Source organism: Actinomadura formosensis, assembly GCF_050948385.1.
GTDB classification, from domain to species: domain Bacteria; phylum Actinomycetota; class Actinomycetes; order Streptosporangiales; family Streptosporangiaceae; genus Spirillospora; species Spirillospora formosensis.
Map to the genome: position 1 here is coordinate 7,186,818 of NZ_CP192011.1, position 21,699 is coordinate 7,208,516.

At 69.4% G+C, this 21,699-nt stretch carries 16 protein-coding genes, 1 tRNA gene and 1 other RNA gene; 7 read left to right on the forward strand and 11 right to left on the reverse strand.

What is annotated here, in order from left to right; all coding sequences use genetic code 11:
* Positions 1-62: 62 nt before the first annotated feature.
* Positions 63-2,198 (reverse strand): DNA polymerase III subunit gamma and tau, encoded by a 2,136-nt coding sequence (locus ACQP1N_RS33790; RefSeq protein ID WP_433228318.1) that lies wholly within the window; start codon positions 2,196-2,198, stop codon positions 63-65.
* 37 nt (positions 2,199-2,235) lie between these two features.
* An RNA gene (ffs, locus tag ACQP1N_RS33795) (signal recognition particle sRNA small type) lies at positions 2,236-2,331 on the reverse strand.
* A gap of 58 nt (positions 2,332-2,389) precedes the next feature.
* Here ffs and ACQP1N_RS33800 point away from each other — a divergent pair.
* The 6 genes from ACQP1N_RS33800 (at position 2,390) to ACQP1N_RS33825 (ending at position 8,652) form a co-directional block, all read left to right on the forward strand.
* Positions 2,390-2,734, forward strand: a complete 345-nt coding sequence (locus ACQP1N_RS33800; protein WP_433228320.1) for a DUF952 domain-containing protein — start codon at positions 2,390-2,392, stop codon at positions 2,732-2,734.
* Positions 2,735-2,744: 10 nt separating this feature from the next.
* A tRNA-Ser gene (locus ACQP1N_RS33805) sits at positions 2,745-2,832 on the forward strand.
* Positions 2,833-2,894: 62 nt separating this feature from the next.
* Positions 2,895-3,218 carry a PIN domain-containing protein gene (locus tag ACQP1N_RS33810; protein ID WP_433228322.1) on the forward strand — a complete coding sequence of 108 codons (324 nt, stop codon included), beginning with the start codon at positions 2,895-2,897 and terminating at the stop codon, positions 3,216-3,218.
* A 194-nt stretch (positions 3,219-3,412) separates the two neighbouring features.
* Positions 3,413-6,736, forward strand: a complete 3,324-nt coding sequence (locus tag ACQP1N_RS33815) for a CHAT domain-containing protein (RefSeq protein ID WP_433228323.1) — start codon at positions 3,413-3,415, stop codon at positions 6,734-6,736.
* A 9-nt stretch (positions 6,737-6,745) separates the two neighbouring features.
* On the forward strand, positions 6,746-7,048 hold the full coding sequence (locus tag ACQP1N_RS33820) for a CATRA system-associated protein (protein ID WP_433228325.1): 303 nt from the start codon (positions 6,746-6,748) through the stop codon (positions 7,046-7,048).
* The gene (locus tag ACQP1N_RS33825) at positions 7,048-8,652 is read left to right on the forward strand and encodes a CATRA conflict system CASPASE/TPR repeat-associated protein (protein ID WP_433228327.1); all 1,605 of its coding nucleotides are present in this window, start codon (positions 7,048-7,050) and stop codon (positions 8,650-8,652) included. Before ACQP1N_RS33820 ends, ACQP1N_RS33825 begins: the two co-directional genes overlap by 1 nt.
* 52 nt (positions 8,653-8,704) lie before the next feature.
* Here the strand turns inward: ACQP1N_RS33825 and ACQP1N_RS33830 are convergent, their stop codons facing one another.
* From ACQP1N_RS33830 to ACQP1N_RS33845, 4 genes are all read right to left on the reverse strand, one after another.
* On the reverse strand, positions 8,705-9,682 hold the full coding sequence (locus ACQP1N_RS33830) for an ATP-binding protein (RefSeq protein ID WP_433228330.1): 978 nt from the start codon (positions 9,680-9,682) through the stop codon (positions 8,705-8,707).
* A gap of 100 nt (positions 9,683-9,782) precedes the next feature.
* Entirely contained in the window at positions 9,783-10,166 is a 384-nt protein-coding gene (locus tag ACQP1N_RS33835; RefSeq protein WP_433228333.1) for a hypothetical protein, read from the reverse strand.
* Positions 10,167-10,178: 12 nt separating this feature from the next.
* Complete coding sequence (locus tag ACQP1N_RS33840) at positions 10,179-10,478, reverse strand: hypothetical protein (protein WP_433228335.1); 300 nt, start codon at positions 10,476-10,478, stop codon at positions 10,179-10,181.
* 16 nt (positions 10,479-10,494) lie between these two features.
* Positions 10,495-10,863, reverse strand: a complete 369-nt coding sequence (locus tag ACQP1N_RS33845; RefSeq protein WP_433228338.1) for a hypothetical protein — start codon at positions 10,861-10,863, stop codon at positions 10,495-10,497.
* Positions 10,864-10,971: 108 nt separating this feature from the next.
* On the opposite strand from ACQP1N_RS33845, the gene ACQP1N_RS33850 reads away from it, so the two are divergent.
* Positions 10,972-12,312, forward strand: a complete 1,341-nt coding sequence (locus tag ACQP1N_RS33850) for a macro domain-containing protein (protein ID WP_433228339.1) — start codon at positions 10,972-10,974, stop codon at positions 12,310-12,312.
* A 109-nt stretch (positions 12,313-12,421) separates the two neighbouring features.
* On the opposite strand, the gene ACQP1N_RS33855 is transcribed toward ACQP1N_RS33850, so the two are convergent.
* Genes ACQP1N_RS33855 through ACQP1N_RS33875 form a run of 5 tightly spaced genes read right to left on the reverse strand, consistent with a single transcriptional unit; the run spans position 12,422 to position 21,213 of the window.
* Positions 12,422-14,590 carry an Hsp70 family protein gene (locus ACQP1N_RS33855; RefSeq protein WP_433228341.1) on the reverse strand — a complete coding sequence of 723 codons (2,169 nt, stop codon included), beginning with the start codon at positions 14,588-14,590 and terminating at the stop codon, positions 12,422-12,424.
* Positions 14,587-15,441, reverse strand: coding sequence for a hypothetical protein (locus ACQP1N_RS33860; protein ID WP_433228343.1), 855 nt, complete (start codon positions 15,439-15,441; stop codon positions 14,587-14,589). Before ACQP1N_RS33860 ends, ACQP1N_RS33855 begins: the two co-directional genes overlap by 4 nt.
* A complete protein-coding gene (locus ACQP1N_RS33865; RefSeq protein ID WP_433228345.1) occupies positions 15,438-17,672 on the reverse strand; it encodes an Hsp70 family protein in 2,235 nt (744 codons plus the stop codon). Before ACQP1N_RS33865 ends, ACQP1N_RS33860 begins: the two co-directional genes overlap by 4 nt.
* Positions 17,669-19,216, reverse strand: coding sequence for a dynamin family protein (locus ACQP1N_RS33870; RefSeq protein WP_433228346.1), 1,548 nt, complete (start codon positions 19,214-19,216; stop codon positions 17,669-17,671). The genes ACQP1N_RS33865 and ACQP1N_RS33870 overlap by 4 nt, the downstream gene beginning before the upstream one ends.
* Complete coding sequence (locus tag ACQP1N_RS33875) at positions 19,213-21,213, reverse strand: dynamin family protein (RefSeq protein WP_433228348.1); 2,001 nt, start codon at positions 21,211-21,213, stop codon at positions 19,213-19,215. Before ACQP1N_RS33875 ends, ACQP1N_RS33870 begins: the two co-directional genes overlap by 4 nt.
* Between the last annotated feature and the right edge of the window lie 486 nt (positions 21,214-21,699).

Here is a 21,699-nt window from a genome sequence, read left to right on the forward strand (position 1 = left end):
TCCCCGACACGCGGTAGGGACCGCCGTGTCGCCGCGCGGCGGCGCCGCCGGACCCGGTGCGGCTAAGGGTTCGAGTTGTCGATCTCGCGGATGACCTGGCCGCCGAGTTCGCGCTGGATGAGGGCCATGCCGTTCATCTCGGCCTCGGTGCCGTCCGCGTCCGCGTCGCTTTCCGGGTCTACTTCGTCGCTTTCGTCCACCGGCGCGGGCTCAGGGGGCGGTGGGGGCTCGTCCGGGGGCGGCGGCATCGGGCCCGGGTCCGCCTGCCGGACGGAGTTCTCACCGTTCGCCGGGCGTGAGCCGGGATTCGATGCGCTCGGACGGGCGGCCGGGGGTGATGAGGTCTGCGGCTGCGATCCGGCGGATCCGAAGCCGGAGGCCGGTGCGGAGCCGAAGCCGCCCCCGGGGCCCTGCCGGCCGCCGCCACCGGTCGGGCCGTGACCGCTCGTGGGTCGTCCGCCGACGACGGTTTCGATGCGCCAGTCGACGCCCATCCGCTCCTTGAAGACCTCGCGCAGGACGGTGTCACGGCCGCCGTTGACGAAGCCCAGGCGGCGTCCCTCAGCGTCGAAGCCCAGGGTCAGGACCTTGCCGTCCAGCGACACCGGCTGCACCCCGGACATGATGGTCATCCAGGTGGCGCGGCTCTTCTGCTTCACGGCCTCGACGACGTCCGGCCAAAGCCGCTGGATGGTGGAGAACTCGGCCCCGCCCGCAGCGCCTGCGGTGGGCGCGGGTGGACTGGCGCTCGGGCCGGCCGGCGCGGTGCCGGACGAGCTCCGGGGAGGGCCGCCGCGGGGTGTGCTGCGGCGGTTATCCACAGAACTCTGTTCTTGCGGTGCCGGGGACGGGCCGGGGTTGACACTAGAAGTGGGGTCGCCCCCCTGGGCGGGCGGGGAGTGGTCTCCGGCCGGTTGGGAACTGCGGGGTCCCTGTCCTTCGGGGCCCTGCCGCGCCTGCGGCGGTGCCGCTTGGGCAGGCGGGGCGAAAGCCGGGGCCATGCCGCCCGCCGGGGGCTGGACGCTCGCGAAGCCGCCTTGGGTGGCCTGGCGTTCCAGGCGGTCCAGGCGGGCGAACATCGACGCCTCGTCCTCGTAGGCCGCCGGCAGCAGGATGCGGGCGCAGATCAGTTCCAGCAGCAGCCGGGGGGACGTGGCGCCGCGCATCTCGGTGAGGCCGGTGTGCAGCAGGTCGGCGGCACGGGTCAGTTCGCCCGGCCCCATCGAGGACGCCTGGCGCCGCATCGCCTCCAGTTCGTCCGGCGGGACGTTCAGCAGCCCCGTCCCGCCGGCCTCCGGGACGTTCGACAGGATCACCAGGTCCCGGACGCGCTCCAGCAGGTCGGCGGTGAACCGGCGCGGGTCCTGCCCGCTCTCCACGACCCGGTCGACCGCGGCGAAGACGGCGGCACCGTCGCGGGCCGCGAAGGCGGCGATAACCTCGTCCAGCAGGGCGGAGTCGGTGTAGCCGAGCAGCGAGACGGCCCGCGCGTAGGTGATGCCCTTCTCGTCCGACCCGGCGAGCAGCTGGTCCAGGATCGACAGCGTGTCACGGGCGGAGCCCGCGCCCGCCCGCACCGCCAGCGGCAGCGCGGAAGCCTCGTAGGGGACGTTCTCGCTCCGCAGGATCTCCTCCACGAGCTCCTGCAGCACACCCGGCGGGATCAGCCGGAACGGGTAGTGGTGGGTCCGGGACCGGATCGTCCCGATGACCTTCTCCGGCTCGGTGGTCGCGAACACGAACTTCAGGTGCGGCGGCGGCTCCTCGACGAGCTTCAGCAGCGCGTTGAAGCCCTCGCGGGTCACCATGTGCGCCTCGTCGATGATGTACACCTTGAAGCGCGCCGCAACCGGCGCGAAGAAGGCGCGTTCCCGCAGGTCGCGGGCATCGTCGACACCACCGTGAGAGGCGGCGTCGATCTCGATGACGTCGATGTGCCCCGTCCCGGACGGTCCGAGCGCGACACACGAGTCGCACTTGCCGCACGGGTCGGGAGTCGGCCCCTGCTCGCAGTTCAGCGAGCGGGCGAGGATGCGGGCGCTGGACGTCTTGCCGCAGCCGCGCGGACCGCTGAACAGGTACGCGTGGTTGATCCGGCCGTTGCGCAGTGCCTGCTGCAACGGCTCCGCGACGTGCTCCTGCCCCTTCAACTCGGCGAACGTCGCTGGCCGGTACTTGCGGTACAGCGCCAGACTCATCGGGGCCCGCCCTCCTCAGAAGCAGAGCGTCACAAGCGAAAAGGACCCCCCGCACACCCGCCAGAGCCTGCTTATCCTTGCTGCCTTCCGGCCCTGGGGAGGTTCACAGGATGACGCCATGCGAGGGGTCTGCTCAGAGTCTATGACATCCCCGGCCCAGGATTGCCACGCTTCCGCGTAGTCTCCGCCTCATGTCTGCCTCGTCCCAGGACACGCTCCTGCACATCGCCGAACGAGCCCACTGGGAATCCGCCCATACGGCGGGTGTGCCGTACACCATGTCCACCCTGGGCCGGACGCTGGACGAGGAGGGCTTCATCCACTGCTCGTCCGACATGACCCAGGTGGACGGCGTCCTGGACCACTTCTACAGCGGCATCGACCGCGCGGACCTGGTGCTGCTGATCATCGACACGTCCCGGCTGGACGCTCCCGTCCGCCGCGAACCCGTCGGCGATGACGTCTTCCCGCACGTCTACGGTCCCATCCCGCTCTCCGCGGTAATTGGGGTCAGGTCACTGCCCCGGAAGCTGTAGGATTTCCCGTGGAGGATTCGCCTAGTGGCCTAGGGCGCACGCTTGGAAAGCGTGTTGGGGGCAACCCCTCAGGAGTTCGAATCTCCTATCCTCCGCCACCTCTGACCTGCAGAGATTCGCAGCCGGTACCGATCTCGGTACCGGCTGTTTCGCGTGCCGGTTGCAGTTCTGGTCGCATCTCCCGCCGGCTCGGTGTGCAGCAGCGGCGCATGCCGTCCGCCCCATCACCGAACTCGAGCTCTTCTGCAGTGCCCGATCCATCGCCGACCGCGAGCAGGGCATCGAGGACATGCACCTGCTGTTCCGCTGGACCCCCATCGACGACCGCGCCTACGACCGCGCCTGGAAAGTTCAAGAAGCCCTCACCACCAGAGGGGAACATCGAAGCGCAGGCCCGGTCGACCTCGTCCTCGCCGCCACAGCGGAACTTCAGGGGCTGCCCCTCCTCCACCGCGACCGGGACTTCGAGTGCATCGGTCCGTGATGGTGTGGCGCCGGCGACCGGAGCCCGGCCGAACAGGAGCGGTTGGCGTGCGCGAGGAACCCTTGCCTCTCAAGAGCCGGCGGCTCGAAGTCCCCGTCGTGCCCGCGCAGGTAGACCTTGCGGGATCCGGCGGCGACCGGGACAGCAGAAGCGTTGATCCCCCATCCAGTGATTTCCAATGGTAAGCCGGTCATATGCGCGAGGAAGCGTTGTGGGCGGTGGCGGAGGCCGTGCACCGTGCTCGGGCGGAGGGAACGATCCGTGAGCTGCTCTCGTGGAAGGTGAACCGGCAGGCCGCCAAGCTCGAAAGGTCGCTGCGGGAGCGGCCGGATGACGCGCCCGCGCGGGTGGCGCTCACCTGGTTCCACTGGCTGCGGGCCGAAGGACTGGTGATCGGCCGGGGCACGGCGCTCCGGTACGCGCTCCGGGCCGGGAAACCGCTGTTCTTCGAGAAGCCCGAGGTGCTGCCGACCGGTCTCGCGGCGATGATCGCCGAAAGCCTGCTGCCCGAGGCCACGGAGCATACCGTCGAGCTCATCGGCAGCGAGGACGTGGTGCTACTGACGAGGCTCACCACGCTCTGGAGCAAGATCGTCGAAGCCACGCCCGCGTCCCACCCCGAGTACGGGAAGCGGTGCTTCGCGCTCTGCGCGGTCGCGAGCCGGCTCGCCGGCCGCGACCCCGATCCCGCCCATCTCGAGACCGCGCTCGCGAGCGCACGGGCGGCGGCCGGAGCAGACCCCGGGGTGGAGACTCTGATCGGGCTGAACGCAGTCCTGCACCAGAGGTACATGCGGTTCGGTGATCCCGGCGATCTGGCAGAGGGCATAACCCTGCTCCGCGGGTGCGCCGACGTCGAGCTCGCGAGGCTGCCGCTCGGCGGCGCCCTCATGACCCGATACGGCCACACTGGAGACCTGTCCGACCTCCGGGAGGCGGTGGCCGTGCTCAGGGAGGCGGTCGCCGCGGACACCCCGAGTGTCTTCGACCTCACCGACGCCCGGATGGCGCTCGCCGGCGCGCTCGGCCGGCTCGCAGAGGCCACCGGAGACCACGACGCGATATCCGAGACGATCGACCTGCTCGCCGCGTGCCGTGCGGTGCCCGATATCCCTGACGACCAGCGCTGGCTGGCGACCGCCGAACTCGCGCACAGTCTTCACCGCCGCTACGACTTCACCGGCGACCTGGACTGTCTCAACACGGCGATCAGCCTCTTCTGGGAAGCGGCCGACAAGATCCCCGCCTTTACGGGCTTTTCCCGGCTGATCTCCCACAACTTCGCCGCGGCCGCCTACGCGCGGTACGAACGCCTCTCCGACGAGGGCGATCTCGCTACGGCCCTCACCTGGGCGGAGACCGCGCTGGAAGAGAGCCCGCCCAGCGCGCCCGGCTACGCCCAGCACCTGCACATCGCCGGGCTCTGCCATTACCACAGGTTCTTGCGTTATCTGAACATGGACGACGGTGAGGCCGCCGTCCGGTTGCTTCGTGGCAGCGTCGAGCGCTCTGACCCCGGGCATCCGCTGACAGCAGCCCGCCTGGACGCGCTGATGGCGGTTTTGCAGGCGCTCAAGCTGGTGACAGGCCGACAGGACGATCTCGTATCGGTGCTTCACGCCCTGCGTGAGGCCACGGCCAGGCTGCGTGACGACTCGCCGGATCGCCCGCTGCGACTCGCGCGTCTCGGTCAAGCGATCTTCGATCTGGCCGGAACGCGCACAGAACGGGACGAGGGAGTGAGGTACTGCCGCGAGGCCGTCACCCTGACCCACCCGGACGGCCGCCACGGCGCTTACGTCCGCCATGTCCTCGGCGAGGTCCTGGGGGACCGTCACCTGGCCGAAGGGTCCGCGGCGGACAGGGCAGCGGCCGTGAAAACGTTGGAGGAGATCGTCGGCTCTGAGCCGGCCGTTCTGGTACTGCGCATCGAGGCGACGGCGAGGCTCGGCGCGCTTCTGGCCGCAGACGATCCGGGACGCGCGGCCGGCCTCCTGCGCGACGCCGTCGCGATGCTCGCGCAGCGGGCTCCCCGGCAACTGCGGCAGGCCGACCAGTTCGCCGCCGTGGCCCACCACGACAGCCTGGCCGCCGACGCCGCCGCGCTGGCGCTGGCCGCGGGACGGCCGCCGCAGGAGGCGCTGGCCGTGCTGGAGGTGGGCCGTGACGTGCTCCTGAACCAGGCGCTCGACCTGCGCGAGGACCTCTCCCCGCTGCGAGCGGGCCACCCGGGGCTGGCAGACCGGCTGACGAGCCTGCGCGCCTACCTCGAATCGACCGCGTCAGGCTGGGACGTCGACGGCAACGCCCGCGATGTCCATGCGCGGCACCAGGCCGCACGGGAACTCGAACTGGTCATCGGCGAGATCAGGGCGCTGCCCGGTTTCAACGGCTTCGCCCGGCCACCCGACCCGCACACGCTTCTCACCGCCGGCAGGCACGGCCCGGTCGTGGTGCTGACGGCGAGCCGCCACCGCACCGATGCCCTGCTCGTCACCGCAGCGGGCGTTACCTGCCTCCCGTTGAGCCGGCTCACCCGCGACGGCCTGGAACACCGCGCCGACCTGCTTGAACAGGCCATCCTCAAGATCACCGACGGCCCTGGAGCAGCGGAACGCCGGGACGGGCAGCGTCGGCTCACCGAACTGCTCGCCTGGCTGTGGGACGAGATCATGGAGCCAGTCCTCACGGAACTCGAGGTGCCGGAAGCGTCGCGCCTCTGGCTCGTCCCGGGCGGCCCGTTCGCGCGTCTCCCCCTGCATGCGGCGGGCCATCACGCCGACCGGCGCCGGAACATGCTCGATCGGGTGATCCCCTCCTACAGCCCGACGCTTCGGGCGCTTCTGCGGGCTCGCGGGCGCGAGCCGGCCGGCACCGCGCCGCCGGATCCGGACACAGCCGTCGTCGTGGCGATGCCCTCGACGCCCGGGTACACCCGGCTCGGCTCGGTCGACGCCGAGACCGCCCTGCTCCGCCGTCATCTGCCGGGCGCGCTCGTCCTCAACGCGGACGGCACGGATCCCCCCGCCAAGGAGACCGTCATGGCGGTTCTGCATGACTGCTCCATCGCGCATTTCGCCTGCCACGCGATGAGCGCCGCGGCGCACCCGTCTTTCAGCCATCTCGTCCTGCGGGACGATCCGTCGGGCCAGCTGCGAGTGGCGGATCTCGCGGCACTCGACCTCAACCGGGCACGTCTGGCGTACCTGTCGGCATGTGAGACGGCCTCGCCGCCCTTCGGCACCGCGGACGAGGCGGTGCATCTCACCGGAGCACTGCATCTCGCGGGGTTCCCGCACGTCATCGGCACGCTGTGGCCGGTCGGCCCCGACACCGTCACCGTCACCGCGGGCTTCTACGCGCGGGTGGGCACGGACACCGGCCCAGACCCGGCACGCTCGGCGGAGGCGCTGCACGCGGCGGTCCGGGCGATGCGAGACGGAGACGACCTCCCGGACGGCCTCACCCGGACACAGAGACCCTTTGTTTGGGCGGCATATGTTCATGTAGGCCCGTAGAATTCGGCTGTGTCGCACGATCTCCGTGAGGACCTGCGGGCGGTGCTGCGTGAACTGTCCTCCGCCGAACTCCCGGCCGACCGCGCCGTCCAGGTGGGCCCCGCGCTCCGCGCCGCGGCCGAGGCTCTCGATGGGAACGACACCACCGCGCTGTTCGAGGCCGTCGAGGACCTGAAGATCATCGTCGGCCTGCGGGTGACGCCCATCGGATCGGCGGAGCCGCCCGAAGATCCGCCACCCGCCTACGAGGAGGAGATGACCGATCTCGCCAGGCGGCTGGGCCTCACCGAGGACAGTTCCGGCGACCGCTGATGGAAGGCTGGGACCTCATCCTCCACCTGTTCGCCCTTCCCGAGGACGAACAGGATCTGCTCCGGATCCTCGGCCTGTGGGACGCATGCGCACACCGTCTCGGCATGACCGACCCGATCACAGGTGCCGGGCTCCCCGCCGATCCGCCACCCGGCGACCCCGGCCCCGCGGCCGATGCGGTGCTCGCCGCCCGGCAGGACACGACGGGCTCGCGCCAGTGCGTCCTGCGGGTCATCGGCGGATTCCCCAACCTGTCGCTCGCGTTCACCGGAACAGAACCGCGGGCATGGGAGGTGGCGACGCGCCTGTGGCGGGAGGCATCCGCGGGAAACACCGACGGTCTTCTCGGCTCCGTCCGGATCCACCTGGCGCGGCTCACCGGGCTCGGCGCCGCCCCGTCCGCGGAGACCGCCCGCGGCCTCGCGGCGCTGTGCGGCGTCCCCGGCACCGGATGGCCGGGCCGGGGTACGCGCACCGCGGACGGGTTCCACCTGTGGGAGCCGACCGCGGAGCGCGGCGCCGGCGCTCACCGCGACTTCTTCGTCGCCGCCGGAGCCCATCGTGACCGGGAGGTCAGCGCCTGGCTGTGGTCGGACGGCGGCCCCCAGCCCCCGCCCTTCGTCCGGTACCTGCTGAACGCCGCGAAGATCCGCTGGCAACTCCGGCTGTGGGAGTCGTCCCGCCGCCCGCGCGTCCGTGTCGAGCGCATGACCGAGGATCTCGCCGGCGGCTTCCCGGACGGCGCCCGGCTGGAACGTCTGCGGCGCGGCCAGGCGGATCTCATCGCCACCGTTGACGACCTCACCGTGATGCGGACGGCGGTACGCCGATCTGCCGGCAACATCGGCGCCGCCCTGCCGCGCGAACGCTCGGCAGGTCCGGTCCAGGCCGATCTGAAACGCGCCGAGTGGTTCCTGCGGCACCTCGACACCGACCTCGCGGCCGCCGAGTCCGGACGGGAACGGACCGAGCGCGTCATCGAGGAGCTCACGGGGACCGCCCGCCGTCCTCCGGCCGAGCCGGGCGACGCGCGGGCGCATCAGGGCTTTCCGGCCGGGCGGCGGCGCAACGTGTTCGTCGTGCACGGCAGGGACCGGCGCCTGCGTGACGCGTTCTTCGACTTCCTGCGCGCCCTCGATCTGCGCCCGCTGGAGTGGAACCAGCTGGTACGGCTCAGCGGCGGCACGTCCCCATTCCTCGGGGAGGTCGTGGTGCGGGCGCCCGACCACACGCAGGCGGCAGTCGTCCTGCTCTCGCCCGACGACGTGGTGAGCCTGCACCCCGAGCTCCGCAAGGCGGGCGAGGACCCCTTCGAGGTGCGGCCGACCTGCCAACCCCGCCCGAACGTCCTGATCGAACTGGGCATCGCCCTCGGCTCCTACCCCGACCGCACGGTGATCGTCCATGTGGGGAGACACAAGCCGATCGCAGACCTCAACGGCCGCACCTATCTGCGGTTCGACGGCTCGGCGACCGCGCTGGGCAAGATCGTGGAGGCGTTGAAGGCCGCCGGGTGCGCGGTGGACGACACGGGGATGGACTGGCGGAACCCGAAGCGCTTCTCCGCGATCACCGCCTACACCCGGGAACCTCCGGACTCCTGATGGGCGGGCGCCGTACCGTCGCCCCCGCGGACAGGACGGCGCCCACCCCGGGTCACCCGTCCTGCGGATCGCTCGCGAGACGTCCCCGGATCATCCCGTTGAGGGAGTCCCGCTCGGTCTCGGAGACCTCACCGGCGTCCGGCGCGGCGCCGGGCCGCGCGGCGATGATGTCCGCCAGGGACCGGGCGAGGTCGGCGTGGGTGATGTGCTTGCGGCCCTCTCTGGCCACGGTCACGGCGGCGTTGACGACGGCGCGTTTGACCTCCCGGCCGACGACGCCTCCGGTCTCGGCCAGTCCGTCGGTGGAGACGTCCGGAGCGAGCGGCAGCCCGGGTGGGAGATGGGCCGCCCAGATCGCTCGCCGTGCGGCGTGGTCCGGTTCGGGAATCCGCACATGGTGCAGGCGGCTGCTGATCGCCGGGTCATAGCTGGTCACGAGGTTGGTGGCGAAGACGGCGATGCCCTCGAAGACGTCCAGGTGCTGGATCAGCTCCGCGCGGAGCGTGTTCACCGCATGCTCGGACCCCTGGCTGACGCTCTCGAAACGGCGTGACAGCAGCGACTCCGCCTCATCGATGAACAGCACCGCGCCGGCACGGCGGGCTGCCTCGAACAGGGCGGCCAGGTACTTGCCGCCCTCCCCGTGGTACTTGCTCTCCAGCTGGGACGTGCGCGCGGGCAGAATCTGACGCCCGAGCAGACGGGCGAGCGCGTGCGCCGTCATCGTCTTGCCGGTGCCCGGCCCGCCGTGCAGGCTGATGGCCGCACGCGGGTGCGGTTCGACGGCACGCAGCCCCCATGTGTCGAAGACGAGGCCCCGCAGCCGGATGGTGTCGACGGCGATGTGCAGTTCCTCGACCGTCGCGGCGGGGAGGACCAGCTGCGACATGTCGTACAACGGCTCGACGGGGGTGAAGAACGACATCCGGCCCTCGAGATCGAGCTCCCCGCCGTCCGCCGGGGCCGCCGCGGGCCGCTCGGCGGCTCCGGCGGGGTCATCGCGGCGCACCACCAGCTGGAGGGCGTGCATACCTGTCTCGTCGAACAGTTTCCGGGCGGCGTCACCCAGGCTGATCCGAAACCGCTCCGCCGCCGGCCCGCCGGGGACGCCATCGACCCGCAGTCTGTACCTACCCGGCGATGGTGATCTTGTCGCTTTCACCGAACCTCCGCTCCAGGTCGTCGTTGAGCCTGCCTTCCCATGTCTTCGAGTGCTTGAGCGTGCCGTTGCGGGCGTCGCGGATCTCCCCCCTGAGCGACGCCTTCACGAACTCACCGGCCTTGATCTTTCCCTTGATCAACTCGCCGAGATCACCCTCGGCCATCCGAGGCTGGAACCAGGCCAGGACGTCCCGCCAGGCGATCACCGCGAGTGCCGCCGCGATGACGGCTCCCCCGACGATCCCTCCCACGATCAACTGCCCGGCGGAGGGGGTCCGGCGCTTCGGCCGGCTGCCCGACGCCAGCAAGCAGATGATCACGGCGAGGACGATCACTCCGAAGAGGACTTCCACGGGAATCCCCTCCTACTCGTAGATTGCGAGGTCGCCGCGGCTGTGCAGCTCGCGCAGGCGAGCGTCCAGGCTCCTGGCGCTGATCTTGCGGGCCTTACGTACCTCATCCTTGGTCGTGTCGAACAGGCCCTGGTAAACGGTGTACTGACCGCTCTCCAGCTGCCCGCGGACGGTGAAGGGCAGCGTCTTCTCGTCAAGTTCCTGTTCCAGCTTCAGGAACCAGTCGAGGATCTCGGCCATCACCAGCATGACGAACGCCACGATCGCGTCGAACGCGATCGCCGCGAGCCCGAGCAGGATGATCTCCAGCATCGTCCGTTCCTTCCGATCAATCGAAGAGGATCATTTCCTTGCCGGCGAACAGCCGGCGCAGTTCGTCATCGCAGTCGTGGGCGAGGAGGACCCGGCCCAGGGGGCGCCCCGTCGCGGGATCCACCACGGGCTCGTTGGTGTCGTCCAGAAAGGCAATGCGGAACGTCCAGCCGCCAGGACGGGAGCGTCGCAGCAGAGCGGCCCGCGTTGCCCGCGCCTGTGCCGCGTTCTCCTTGAGATAGGTCGCGACCTCCTCGAATGTGAGGACGTCCCTGGTCATCAGGCGTTCGAGGATCGCCTGGCGGAGGGAGACCAGCCGGGCGCACAGCCAGTTCCAGAGCAGCAGGCCCCGGCCCGGGCGCGGTTTCTCAGATGAATCGGTCATGTAAGCCAGAACAGCAGGGGAGAGGCTGAGGATCAGAGCGCCGAAATGATTCAGATTTGATGCAGAACCTCACTTGATGACCGCGTCACGGGTTCCTTCAATGGATGCATGGCGATCGCATTGACGCTGATGGGCCGGGCGGCGCTGTTCCGTGACGGAACTCAGATCAAGCTGGAACCACGGGTCATGGCCGTTCTCATCCGGCTCGCTCTGGACCTCGGCAGCAGCGTCCGGCTTGAGGACCTGACCAGGGAGGCGATGATCGGCCCGGCCACCGCCGGAACTCGGCCGCGCAAGGTGCCGCGTGAGAGCCGGGTGCCCGTCTACCAGTGCGTCTCGACGCTGCGGGCCGCCCTCGACCCGGGTCGTCCGGGCGACGCTTCGGTCCTCCTGGTCCGCGACCCGGGCCGCAACTCCGGATACCGCCTGGAACTCCCACCCGACGCCATCGATCTGGTCCGCTTCGAGAGGCTCGTCGCGGAAGGCATGGAGAACTCGCCGCTGCGTACGGCGCTCATGCTCCGGCAGGCTCTGGACCTGTGGCGGGGCCGGCCGCTCATCGACGTCGAGCATCTCGCGTGGGCACAGCCGCGCATCGCCGCGCTCACAGCGGCGTGGGACGACGCTCGGCGGCGGCTCCTCGAGCTGTACGCAGCGCTCGGACATCCGGGGCAGGCGCTGAAGCTCGGCTGTGCCCTGCTCTCCGACCATCCCGGCGACACCGTGTTACGCGAGCGTGTCGACGGCCTCGCCACCCAGATCCGCCAGACCCCCGCCATCTCCCATCCGACCGGCTGGTCGGGGGGTCGGCTCACCCTCCACGTCGGCGACCTTTTCGACCAGGACGACACCCACCTCGTCATCGGCTTCAGCGACACCTTTGAGACCAACACCAAGGACGACTTCCTGGTCGCCCGCCGCAGCGTCCAAGGGCAGTTCCTCCACCGCCTCTACGCCGGCGACCACCGGGCGCTGGACCGCGATCTCCGCAGGGCCCTCGATGGCAGGCCGTACACATCCGAGACCCGCGCGACGAAACGCCACGGCAAGCTCCGCCGATACCCGATCGGCACCGTCGCCGTCATCCCGCACTCCGGCCGCCGCCTCTTCGCCGTGGCCTACAGCGGGGTCAACGAGCACGGCGTCCACGCGACGTCGACCCTTCCGCTCCTCCGCGAGGCTCTGAACCGCCTCTGGGCGGAGGTCCGCGAGAAGGCCCAGCACCGCCCGGTCTCCATCGCCGTCGTCGGCTCAGGGCTGGCCCGCATCAGGGACGTCGACCACATGGCGCTCATCACGCTCATCGCCGAGACCTTCATGTCCGCCCAGCCCTCCGGCCGCATTACCGACGAGCTGCGAATCATGGTGCACCCGGCCAACGTGCCCGCCCTGGACCTGCCTGCCGTCGACGACGCACTCGCGGCCATCATTGCCCACTACTCAGCATGACGCGTATGGCCGGCCATCCAGGTCGGACCTGCGGAAAGCGTGTCGGGTCAACCCCTCGGAGTCCGAATCTCCCATCTCCGCCGCCCCGGCCTGCAGCGCATGGAGGAGGTCAGTTCCCGTCGGGGTCGTCCTCTCTCAGGCCGTTCGGGGCAGCGTCGAGGATGATGGTGCGGCCGGAGGGCCGGATCAGAAGCTCGGTGCGGTCGGCCACGGCGTGCAGATGCTTGCGGACCCCGTCGAGGAAAGCCACTTTGAGCTTGTTCTCATTCAACTCCAGGAACTTGGCGGCGATCTTCTCGGCAACGCCCTCTTCAAGGGACTCTTTCCTGGCCTCAGCGCGGACCTTGTCGCGCAGAGTGTCCTCCTTCACCATGCGGCGGACTCGTGGAGGAAGCTTCCTCGTACGGATCTCCCCCAACAGCCTCTCCTTGCCGGCGAACGCGCCCCAGACGAGCCCACCGGCCGCCAAGGCGACCAGCCCTGTGACGAGCCAGGGATTCCAGATCGTGGCAACGGTTCCACTGGCCGCCGCGGTGGCCAAGGCCAAGGACGCCGCCTCGAAGGCGATCGTGGAGGCTGCCAACGTGACGAGCGCGGCGATGGCGCTGAACGCTCCCACCATCCAGTTGCCGATCTGGTTGTAGAGGTCCAACGCCATCTTCTGGCCGACGGACCCCTCGACCTCGGCATGCCTCTTGTACTCAGGACTGTGGGAGATCGACAGCGTGTCCGCAGGCACACCGGCCGCCTCGCAGATTGGCCGGGTCTTCCGGTCGATGGCCCCGGTGATCTCGGCCGTCCACCGCTCGACGGCGGACCGGATCATCCGGTCCGCCTTCGGCGATGCCAGAAATGCCTGGTACGTCCGCTGAACTTCTCCCTCAATCTCCGCGACGGTGTCGAGATCTCCGTTCCGCCACTTCAAAGTAGCCGGGATCATGTGATCCTCCACCAGGCCCCGGCTCATGATCTTCCCCAGATCTCGGGCGAGCGCCTTCATCCGGTCGTCCAGGAGCTGCGGGATCTCGTCGCCATCTACATACCGCTCGACCTCGGCCCGGAACCGGGTCACCTGTTCCTGCCTGCCACCGACGATCGCCAGGCCCTTGGCGATCGCGAACTGCGGCTCAGCACCGAGGATCACCTGGGACTCGGGGAAGGTGTCGGTCACCGCCTGCTGCGCGTAAAACATCCGGGAGGCCCCGCCGGTCATGACGATCGTCGCGGGCACCTCCTCGCCCAGCGCGGCGCAAATCGATGCGAGATCGCCCCGGAACGCCTCGTCCCATGATCTTCCTTTCAACTCGGGAAGCGGGCGTTGGTAGATCTCGGTCATGAACTCGGGCGTGAGCTCGATGTTGATATTTATCTCTTCTCCGGAGCCTGGGTGTTTCAGGCGAATGGGCCGATATATCGGCGCGAACAGATGCATTTGGGAGGCAGCAGGAAGGGATCTGAAGAAATCCTCTTTGGCCCTACGGCAGTGCAGTTCTAGACGGTTCCTGGTGGTACCGCTTTGCAGGATCTTCACCAGGAGGTCCGGCTCCGCGTGCGGCCCGGCCTCGTAGGTGGCGAGCGCATGCTGCATTATCGCTTTGTCGAGAAGCGAGGCGCCCAGAGGCGTACCACCGTCCCAGGCGAAGGAGTCGGCGGCAAGGCCCGAGACAAGGGTGTAGTCGGCGGTCGACGAGCCGAGGTCGATGACGAGCGCCTTCCCGGACCGCGGACCAGAGGGTACATCCCGCGAGTGCTGTGCGTAGAGCATCGCGGCACGGGATTCCGGGATCACCTGAACATCGCCCTGGCATATTCCGGCCAAGAGTTCGCGGTATTCCTCGCGTACTTCGGGTGTCCACCCCGAGGGAACACCGAAGATCCAGCGCACCACGGACCCGTCGGGGATGGTCTTCACTTGCGTTCCGGGGGCGGTGAGCCTCCGGACAACCTCACCGACGAAGAGTTCGGTGCCTCGCCGCATGGCAGGGTCGGTGAGGTCCGGGCTCTTGAAACCGATGTACTCTTCCCTCGGTATCCAACCGCTGACGTAGACGTTGTTCCCGATCAGGATCTCCGGCGTTTCACCGGTCTTCGAGTCGCTGGTGTAGACGGCGACGGCGCTGGTGAAGTGGTCGCCGCACTGGGCGAGGTCAAGGACCTCGGGCTCCCCCAGCGATGGTGACTCTTCTGGATCCCGGGATGACAGCCGCGCAAGCGAGGTTTCGCCGTGCCCCAGGTCGAAACCGATGATGATTCCGTCGTTCGACGGTGCTCCGGTCATGATGATTCCTTGTCGCTCATTTGGATCGGGCCCCGGTAGACGACGCCTTTTCGGTTGTGCAAGGGAACGAGCCGGCCTTCCGGCCCGTTCCTAGCGAGGGCGGGTTCCTCCACCCTCGTCTCACCCGCGGGAAGCTCCACCGCGTCAAGGACGTCGAAGCACAGCGCGGTGTCCGTACGCAGCTCGTCAACGACGACCACTCCCAGGGACAGGAGCTGTTTGCGTACGGACCCGATCAGCTGCGCGGAAGGACCGGAATCGTTATTCGCGGCATGAACGGCCTTCACCACCTCGTGCAGGACGCCTACGAGAGCGGGGTCCTCGTGCCAGGATGTCCGTTCATAGCGCACTTCGACCGCGGGCGACTGGAGTCCTTCCGCCAGCGCGCTGATGGACGCGCCAACCGCCGACCACAATTCACGAGCGATCGACTGGACGTGGCGACTTGGATTCGCATCGCGAAGCCCCTCGATTGCCTTCTTGTAATTCACCTCCGCCGCAGAACGCCCGGTGCGAACTTTTAATCTTTTCGATTGTTCGTAGGCGTCGCGAGTCACCCAGACCTTCGCGCCGGCTTCGGCGATCGGTTGCAGCCTGTCGAGAATCATGGCGAACTCGGAGGCCATGTCAGCGAGTGCGTCAACGATCGCGTCGGCTCTTTCGCTGTTCTCCTCCCCGGGCGGGAACTGAGAATGGACCGCCGCACGCAGCGCGTTAATGGCGGCACTCGTCACGATGGTGGGCGTGGCCAAGGGGTCCGGAACCGTCGTCTTCGGCTCCGCCTTGTCATAACTCTTCCGCAGGTGTTGCGCGGTCGCGATCGGATCGGTCTCGGTCGGGGGCTCGGTCATGGAAGTCCTTCCGGGGCGATCCGCCAGAGAGCGGCCGAGGCTTGGTGGATGATCAGGAGGCGTCGACCGTCCGGAGCAAGCTCCAGGGACACGACCTTGCGGGCGGGAAGGGTGAGGCCAGAAGCACCAGCGGGTGCATCGTCTCCGGCGATGCGCACGGAATCCGGGGCGGCCGTCCAAGCGAGCAGTTCGCCCTGGTAGGCATGCACAACATCATCGAGCCCGCTGTCCCAGCAACGCGAGTTCCAGGTGGCGGTGTCCACGAAGGTGACGCGGCCCCGGGAGGCGTAGGCGAGGCCGGCACCGTCACGACCGAAACGAGCACCTCGGACCTGGCTCTTGACGTGGGACAGGTCGGGGACGGGGACTCCGCTCAGCGAGACCATGGTGAGCGAGCCGGCCCCCGGGGTGCTGCGGCTCTCCCCCGTGACTGCGCAGAACGCGCCGGACGGATGCACCGCGACCGATGCTGCGTGCCGCATCAGCGCCGTCTCCGTCGTCTGGCCCGATGCCAGGTCGATGTCGTACAGGGTTCCCTTGCCGCAGACAGCGAGGAGCCGGGAGCCGTCCAGAGTGAAGGCCAGGTCTTGTACGGCGCCGGTCGTCCTCGCCTGAGTCCGCGTCTCGCCGCCCAGGGCGAGAAGCCGCACCTCCTGGTCGTTCGAGGACAGGCTGAAGGCCACGTTCAGGCCGTCGGGCGACCAGGTCAGGGCATGGACGCGGCCGACGACCTCGGTCTCCTCGATCGCCGCGCCGTCGCGGGCGTCCACGATCAGGAGCCGGGTGCGGGACGGCGCGGCCCGCACCGCGAGGGCGACGCGGGCGCCGGTGGGTGAGAGCGCGGACGCTGTCGCCGGCAAGCCCTCAAGCCGCCACAGTTCGGCCGGGGCACCGAGATCGGCATGCCGTGCCGGGCGGAGGGAGGTGAGCGCCCAGTCCCCGTCGAAGAGTTCCTGGCGTTCGTTCAGATGCCGATGGGTCACTCGGCCCGCGGTGGGCGCGGTCATGTCGTACAGCGCACCCGTGTCGAGGCGGATACGGGCAAGGACGTCTCCCGCGCGGAAGCAGTCGCCGGGCTCGACCAGCCAGCGGGCGAGGACGGCCGAGGTGGTGCCGTCGGGGGCAGACCAGCGGAGCGGGACGACCGGGCCGCGAGGCGGCGCGGCGCTGATCCTGCGGCCCGCGGCGCCGCGCGCCCACCGGGCGGCGCCTTCGACCACGGCCGAAGTCCCGTCGGGAGCCGGCTCCGGCCGCACGCCCAGGTGCTCGGTCAGGTAAGGGGCGACGACCGGCATCTTGCTGCCGCCTCCAGCCAGGACGACCGCCTTCAGCTTGGACGGCTCCATTGCGTGCCGGGCGAGCAGGTCGCGGCAGCACGCGACGGTTTCGGCCAGGAGCGGTTCGGCCGCTTCGGCGAGCATGGCCCTGTTGACCCGATGAACGGGCATCGCGAGGACCCTCGTCGTGGCGACATCCGATCCGGTGAGATCGTGCTTCAGCTTGCGCGCGTGCTCGCGGAGCATATCGGCGCGGAACGCCTCATCGACGAAGAGTTCCGGATGCTCGGCGAGCCACCTGTCGAGGGCGATCTTCAGGTCGGCGGCGAACACGAGATCCACCTGGTCCGCGCCGGAACCGGGAGGAAGTCCGGCCCAGCCGACGACCTCGGGCCCAGCGTCCCCGAACCGGACGAGGGCCACATCGAAGGTGCCTCCGCCGAGGTCGTAGACGAGGATGTGGGAGTCGCGCGGCCAGACTCGGGCGAAGACGGACTGGGCGGCCGCGGCGGGCTCGGTGAGTAGTTCCACCTCGTCGAACCCCGCCAGGTGGCCGGCCGTGATGGTCGCCTCCCGCCACGGCTCGTCGGCGGCGGCGGGGACGGTGATGAGCAGGCGGCGCGGACCGGCGGCGAACGACTCCCGTGCCGCCCGGCGCAATTCCCGCAGCACCTCGGCGGCCAGTGCCTCGGGGGTGTGGGGCTCTCCGTCGATGAGCAGGGGCTCACCCGAGCCCATATGGTCTTTGAACCTGGCGCGGTAGCCGAAGGGGTACTCCAGTTTCCGCGCCTCGGCGGCGTCGCCCACCGACCAACGTCCCCCCGCCCGGCAGACGGCAGTGGGCCACCAGTCCAGGCCTGTGACGTCCTTGAGGACGCGGTGGTCGTCGGCGGTCAGAAGGATCGCCGAGGTCGTCGTAGTGCCAAGGTCGACGACGAGGACCGGCTCGATCATGGGCCGTCCTCCAGAAGGGATCGGGCTGTTCGGACCCGGTCGCAGAGCAGCTCGTACCGGCGTTCCAGGACCTGGACGATGGGTACCGCGTCCGGCGACAGCAGCGGGGAGGCGCGCCAGACGCCCAGCCGGGCGCACGCGGCCTTCTCCAGATCGGCGAGGGGTGTTCCCGGAGCCAGGCCGAGGCGTTCGGCGACGGACGTGCCCTCCTCACCGGCGGCGCGGCGGAACTCCTCGGCGATGCCGTCCGGAAGCGTCAGCTTTCCCTCGTACCATCGGGCCAGAAGGTCGAGTTCGATGAGATCCTGGTCGTCCCTCGCAAGGTCTGTGACGTGGCGCAGGGCCACTTGGGCGGCCCGCCGGTCACGCGGATCGCCGGGCAGGCCGGCCGTGAGCGCGTGTGCTCGGGCAACCACCCGCGCGACCTTGATCAGGTCGCGGCGGCGGCCGAAATGACGGACGAGCAGAGAGCGGAGGCCGGGGAGGCCGCTGCGGCGGTCGAGCTCTTCGCGTAACGCCGCCGGGGTAGTGGCGCCGTTGCGGAGCAGGCCGCAAGCCAGATGCACCCCGTAGGGCGTGAACCGGGCGAGGAGCGCGGCCCGCCTGTCCGCGGCCACCGGAAGGTCGGCGCGGGCGAAATGCGCGCGCGATTTCAGTGCCGAAAGGACGGTCTCTGGCGGAGCGTCCGTGAGGGAGACCAGGTCGGTGAAGTCCTCCTCAGTGAGGGTCGCGGCGGTCGCTCCAACCATGCTGCAGACCGGGACGACCTTATAGAACAGGCGCGCCGCCTCCGGCTGCGCCATGAGCCGCCGCACGTGCCGCTCACCGACGGCGAGTGGATCGAGTTCCGGGTCGGCCGGGCGCCACTGGTCCTCCAGCTTCGTCAGCACGCCCAGGCAGGTGACGGGCGACAACGGCGGCCGGTCGTCCTCTCCGGTGTGGAACCGGCTGAGCATCGCCGCCTCCTCCTGGGAGAGGTTGGCGTGGTTGAGGACCGTGACAACGGCATCGGCCCGGACGAGATCGGAGAACGTACGTTCTCGGATCTTCTCCGCGGTCAGCCCGAACGCCGCCATCGCCTGCACGGTGTCCTCGTCGAACGCCGAGTCGAAGCCCGGTGTGTCGACCAGGTCGAACCACCGCAGATACGGCCATGGTCCCCGCACCTCGAAACCGGAGGTGTCCGCGTGGCTCCCGTCGGCCTTGCGCCCCGAACGCGCGAGCAGTTCGTCCCTCGTGATCGGTTTGCCGGACTCCAGGATCTCCAGGGCCTCGGCGTACCGCAGCACGGCGGACACGAAGGTCATCGCGTGATAGCCGGTGGCGAGTAAGTCACCCCCAATCAGCGCGTTGACCAGCGTCGACTTGCCCGAGCTGACGATGCCCGTCACCGCTACGCCCATCGCGCCGCCCAGGGCGGCGCCCTCCTCCTCCAGCACGCCGCGGATCGCGTCGCAGGCCCGGCCTTTGGGCAGGTCTCGGAGCGCCTCCGCTATCGCGCGCTCGCCCTTGGCACGAATCGCCGAAGCCGTGAGGGCCCTCACGCCGCCGCGAACCCCACGGTCTTAGCCAGCCGGTCCACCTCACGGCTGAGGGCCAGCAGCGCCTCCCGGCGTTCCTCCAGATCAGCGGAACCCGCTCCCTCCGCTGCGGCTGCCTGGGCCTGCGCGACCTGCGCGACTGCCTTCTCGGCGGTTTCACGGCGTCGTTCGAGATAACCGCGAATGTCGGCACCGAGGACTGTGGCGTGCCCGTCCATCAGCTCCGTCAGCGATGCCTGGAAGAACGCTCGTTGATCGGTTTCCCAGGTGCTGAAGAACACGTCGAGCGCGTCGATCCGCTCGGCCTTCACCAACTTGTGGATCGCAACCAGCTCGTTCGCGAACGTCAGGGTGGCCCCGACCACGGTGCCGACCGTCCGGCCGACGATCGACCCCGGATCGCCCGGCGAGGCGGACTTATCGTTGAGCGCCTTGGCGAGTTCGAGTGCGAGCGCCGCGCCCTTGGCCTGCGGCAGGCTCAGCCCGGAGGCCCCGGCCCAGATCACCGAACCGAATCGCGCTCCCGCTTCCGCACCCGCGCGCGCGCCGTCGGCGGCCGCCTCGATCGCCTGGGCGATTCCCGCCACGGGTGACGGCTTGTAGTGGACTCCAGCGGGCGCGAACGGCGCGGGCATCGGCGCTGCCGGAAGCAGCCTCCGCAGCGGTGCCCGCACGCGATGCCCGATCCGCGCGGCGAACTCCTCACGGACGGCGGTGACAGCCTGCTCGGCCTCCGCGGCGAGATCCGCAGTCAGCACCGCCAGCCGAGCCGCGAGTAGATCCAGCAGGCGCTGGGGATCGTCGCGCAGCCCTTCGTCCGTGCGGTAGGCGGCGCGCAGCTCCCGCCACAGGTCCGACAGGCGGTTGTCGGCGTCACGGAGAATCCCTTCGGTGTGCGCCGCCAGCAGGTCGGCGACCTCGGACGGGACCTGTTCGGCCGCGCCGGTCCGCGACGCGAGTTCCTCCAGCAGTTCCTCGGACTTCTTCGCCAGCTCCGCCCGAGTCTGCTCGTCCTGCGCGGCGAGTGCCGCCAGGGCTTGCTCCACCGGTTCGAGTAACGTGTCGAGGACGGCGCCGAGCTCGTTGAGCGCGGTGCCGAGCCGCAGCCGTGCCCGCACCCGGCGCACCGCCGGCCACAGCTCCGCCTCCAGCGCGGGCAGGTTGCTGAACTCCAGATCGAGCGGATCCCCGCTGGCCAGATGGTCGAGCCGCAGCTGTGCCGACACCGGAACGATCAGCGCCTGCTCGGCTCCGGGCACCGTCAACAGCCGGTCACGCAGGTCGGCGACGGACTCCTCCCGGTCCGCGACAAGATCGATCTTGGTGATGGCGAACAGCAACCTCCCAGGGTGGGCGGGCAGGTCAAGCGCCTCGGCGATCTGCTGGATGAACGCGAGTTCAGAGCTGAGCAGCGGCTGGGAGGCGTCGGTGACGTACAGGACGGCGTCGGCCGTCGGCAGCACCCCGAGCGTGGCGAGCGCGTGCTTGCTGAAAAGGCTGCCCATCCCGGGGGTATCGAGGATCGTCAGGCCGCCCGCCAGCTTCGGATGCGGGAGCTCGATGATCGCCTCGGTCGCGCGTGCCCGGTCGGCGGGCGGGTCATCGGCCGCCTCATTGGCATAGCGCCGCAGCTCCGCCCGTGTGATCTCACGTTCCTCCGGCGGATCGGCCAGCCGCACCACGATCTTCTCGGTTACTCCCGCCCGGATCGTCACGACGAGCCGGGTGGCCGCGCCGGAATCCCGCGGGAGTAACTCTGGATCCTCCAGCAGCGCGTTCAGCAGCGTCGACTTACCCCTGTCGTATCGGCCCAGCACCACCAGGACCGCGCTCTCGCCCCGCAATTCACGTTCGGCATCGTCCAGGCACTGCCCGAGGTCTTCATCACCGGGCCGCAGCCGCGCAGCGACAGGAGGGAAGAGATTGAGAACAGCGTCCTTGAAAGCACTCATGGAGTCCATCCAGCTTCCCCCCTCGAACAGCACCTCCTTCTGATTCAAGTCACGGCGGATAACGCTGACCGCACAAACCGATCACGGTACCGCAATACGTCATGAAAATGCTCCGGGGTCCGCCATGCGGCAAGAAGGCTTCCCCGTCAAGCAGATCCCGGCGTGGTCACGCAACGACGCGCGCCGTCTCGGCGCCCTGATCCACGCCTCCCGCCCAGGCCACCACGCTTTCCAGACGGTCTCCCCTGCCCTGGACCACGGAGCGGCCCCGGGGAGTCTCACTCCGGGCTCCCGCAGAACCGTGCTTACATGTACCAACCAACTCTCAGGCTCTCGATCAGCCGTCCGGCAGCGTTCTCGGTTCCAGTCTCAGCGGTTGCGGTTCCGGTTGCATTCGCACGTGTCCGGGGGCGTTCAGGAGCGCCCACCAGAAGGCAAATTTCCAGGTCAGCAGGGGTTTTGACCACCCACGAGCACCAGGGCGCACGCTTGGAAGCGTGTTGCGTGCAAGCGCTCGCGAGTTCGAATCTCGCA

Bases quoted from the DNA above. Each gene is read 5' to 3' on its own strand.
- ACQP1N_RS33865 (WP_433228345.1), bottom strand. From the start codon at position 17,672: ATGATCGAGCCGGTCCTCGTCGTCGACCTTGGCACTACGACGACCTCG.
- ACQP1N_RS33840 (WP_433228335.1), bottom strand. From the start codon at position 10,478: ATGCTGGAGATCATCCTGCTCGGGCTCGCGGCGATCGCGTTCGACGCG.
- ACQP1N_RS33845 (WP_433228338.1), bottom strand. From the start codon at position 10,863: ATGACCGATTCATCTGAGAAACCGCGCCCGGGCCGGGGCCTGCTGCTC.
- ACQP1N_RS33800 (WP_433228320.1), top strand. From the start codon at position 2,390: ATGTCTGCCTCGTCCCAGGACACGCTCCTGCACATCGCCGAACGAGCC.
- ACQP1N_RS33790 (WP_433228318.1), bottom strand. From the start codon at position 2,198: ATGAGTCTGGCGCTGTACCGCAAGTACCGGCCAGCGACGTTCGCCGAG.
- ACQP1N_RS33850 (WP_433228339.1), top strand. From the start codon at position 10,972: ATGGCGATCGCATTGACGCTGATGGGCCGGGCGGCGCTGTTCCGTGAC.
- ACQP1N_RS33855 (WP_433228341.1), bottom strand. From the start codon at position 14,590: ATGACCGGAGCACCGTCGAACGACGGAATCATCATCGGTTTCGACCTG.
- ACQP1N_RS33815 (WP_433228323.1), top strand. From the start codon at position 3,413: ATGCGCGAGGAAGCGTTGTGGGCGGTGGCGGAGGCCGTGCACCGTGCT.
- ACQP1N_RS33825 (WP_433228327.1), top strand. From the start codon at position 7,048: ATGGAAGGCTGGGACCTCATCCTCCACCTGTTCGCCCTTCCCGAGGAC.
- ACQP1N_RS33860 (WP_433228343.1), bottom strand. From the start codon at position 15,441: ATGACCGAGCCCCCGACCGAGACCGATCCGATCGCGACCGCGCAACAC.
- ACQP1N_RS33830 (WP_433228330.1), bottom strand. From the start codon at position 9,682: ATGCACGCCCTCCAGCTGGTGGTGCGCCGCGATGACCCCGCCGGAGCC.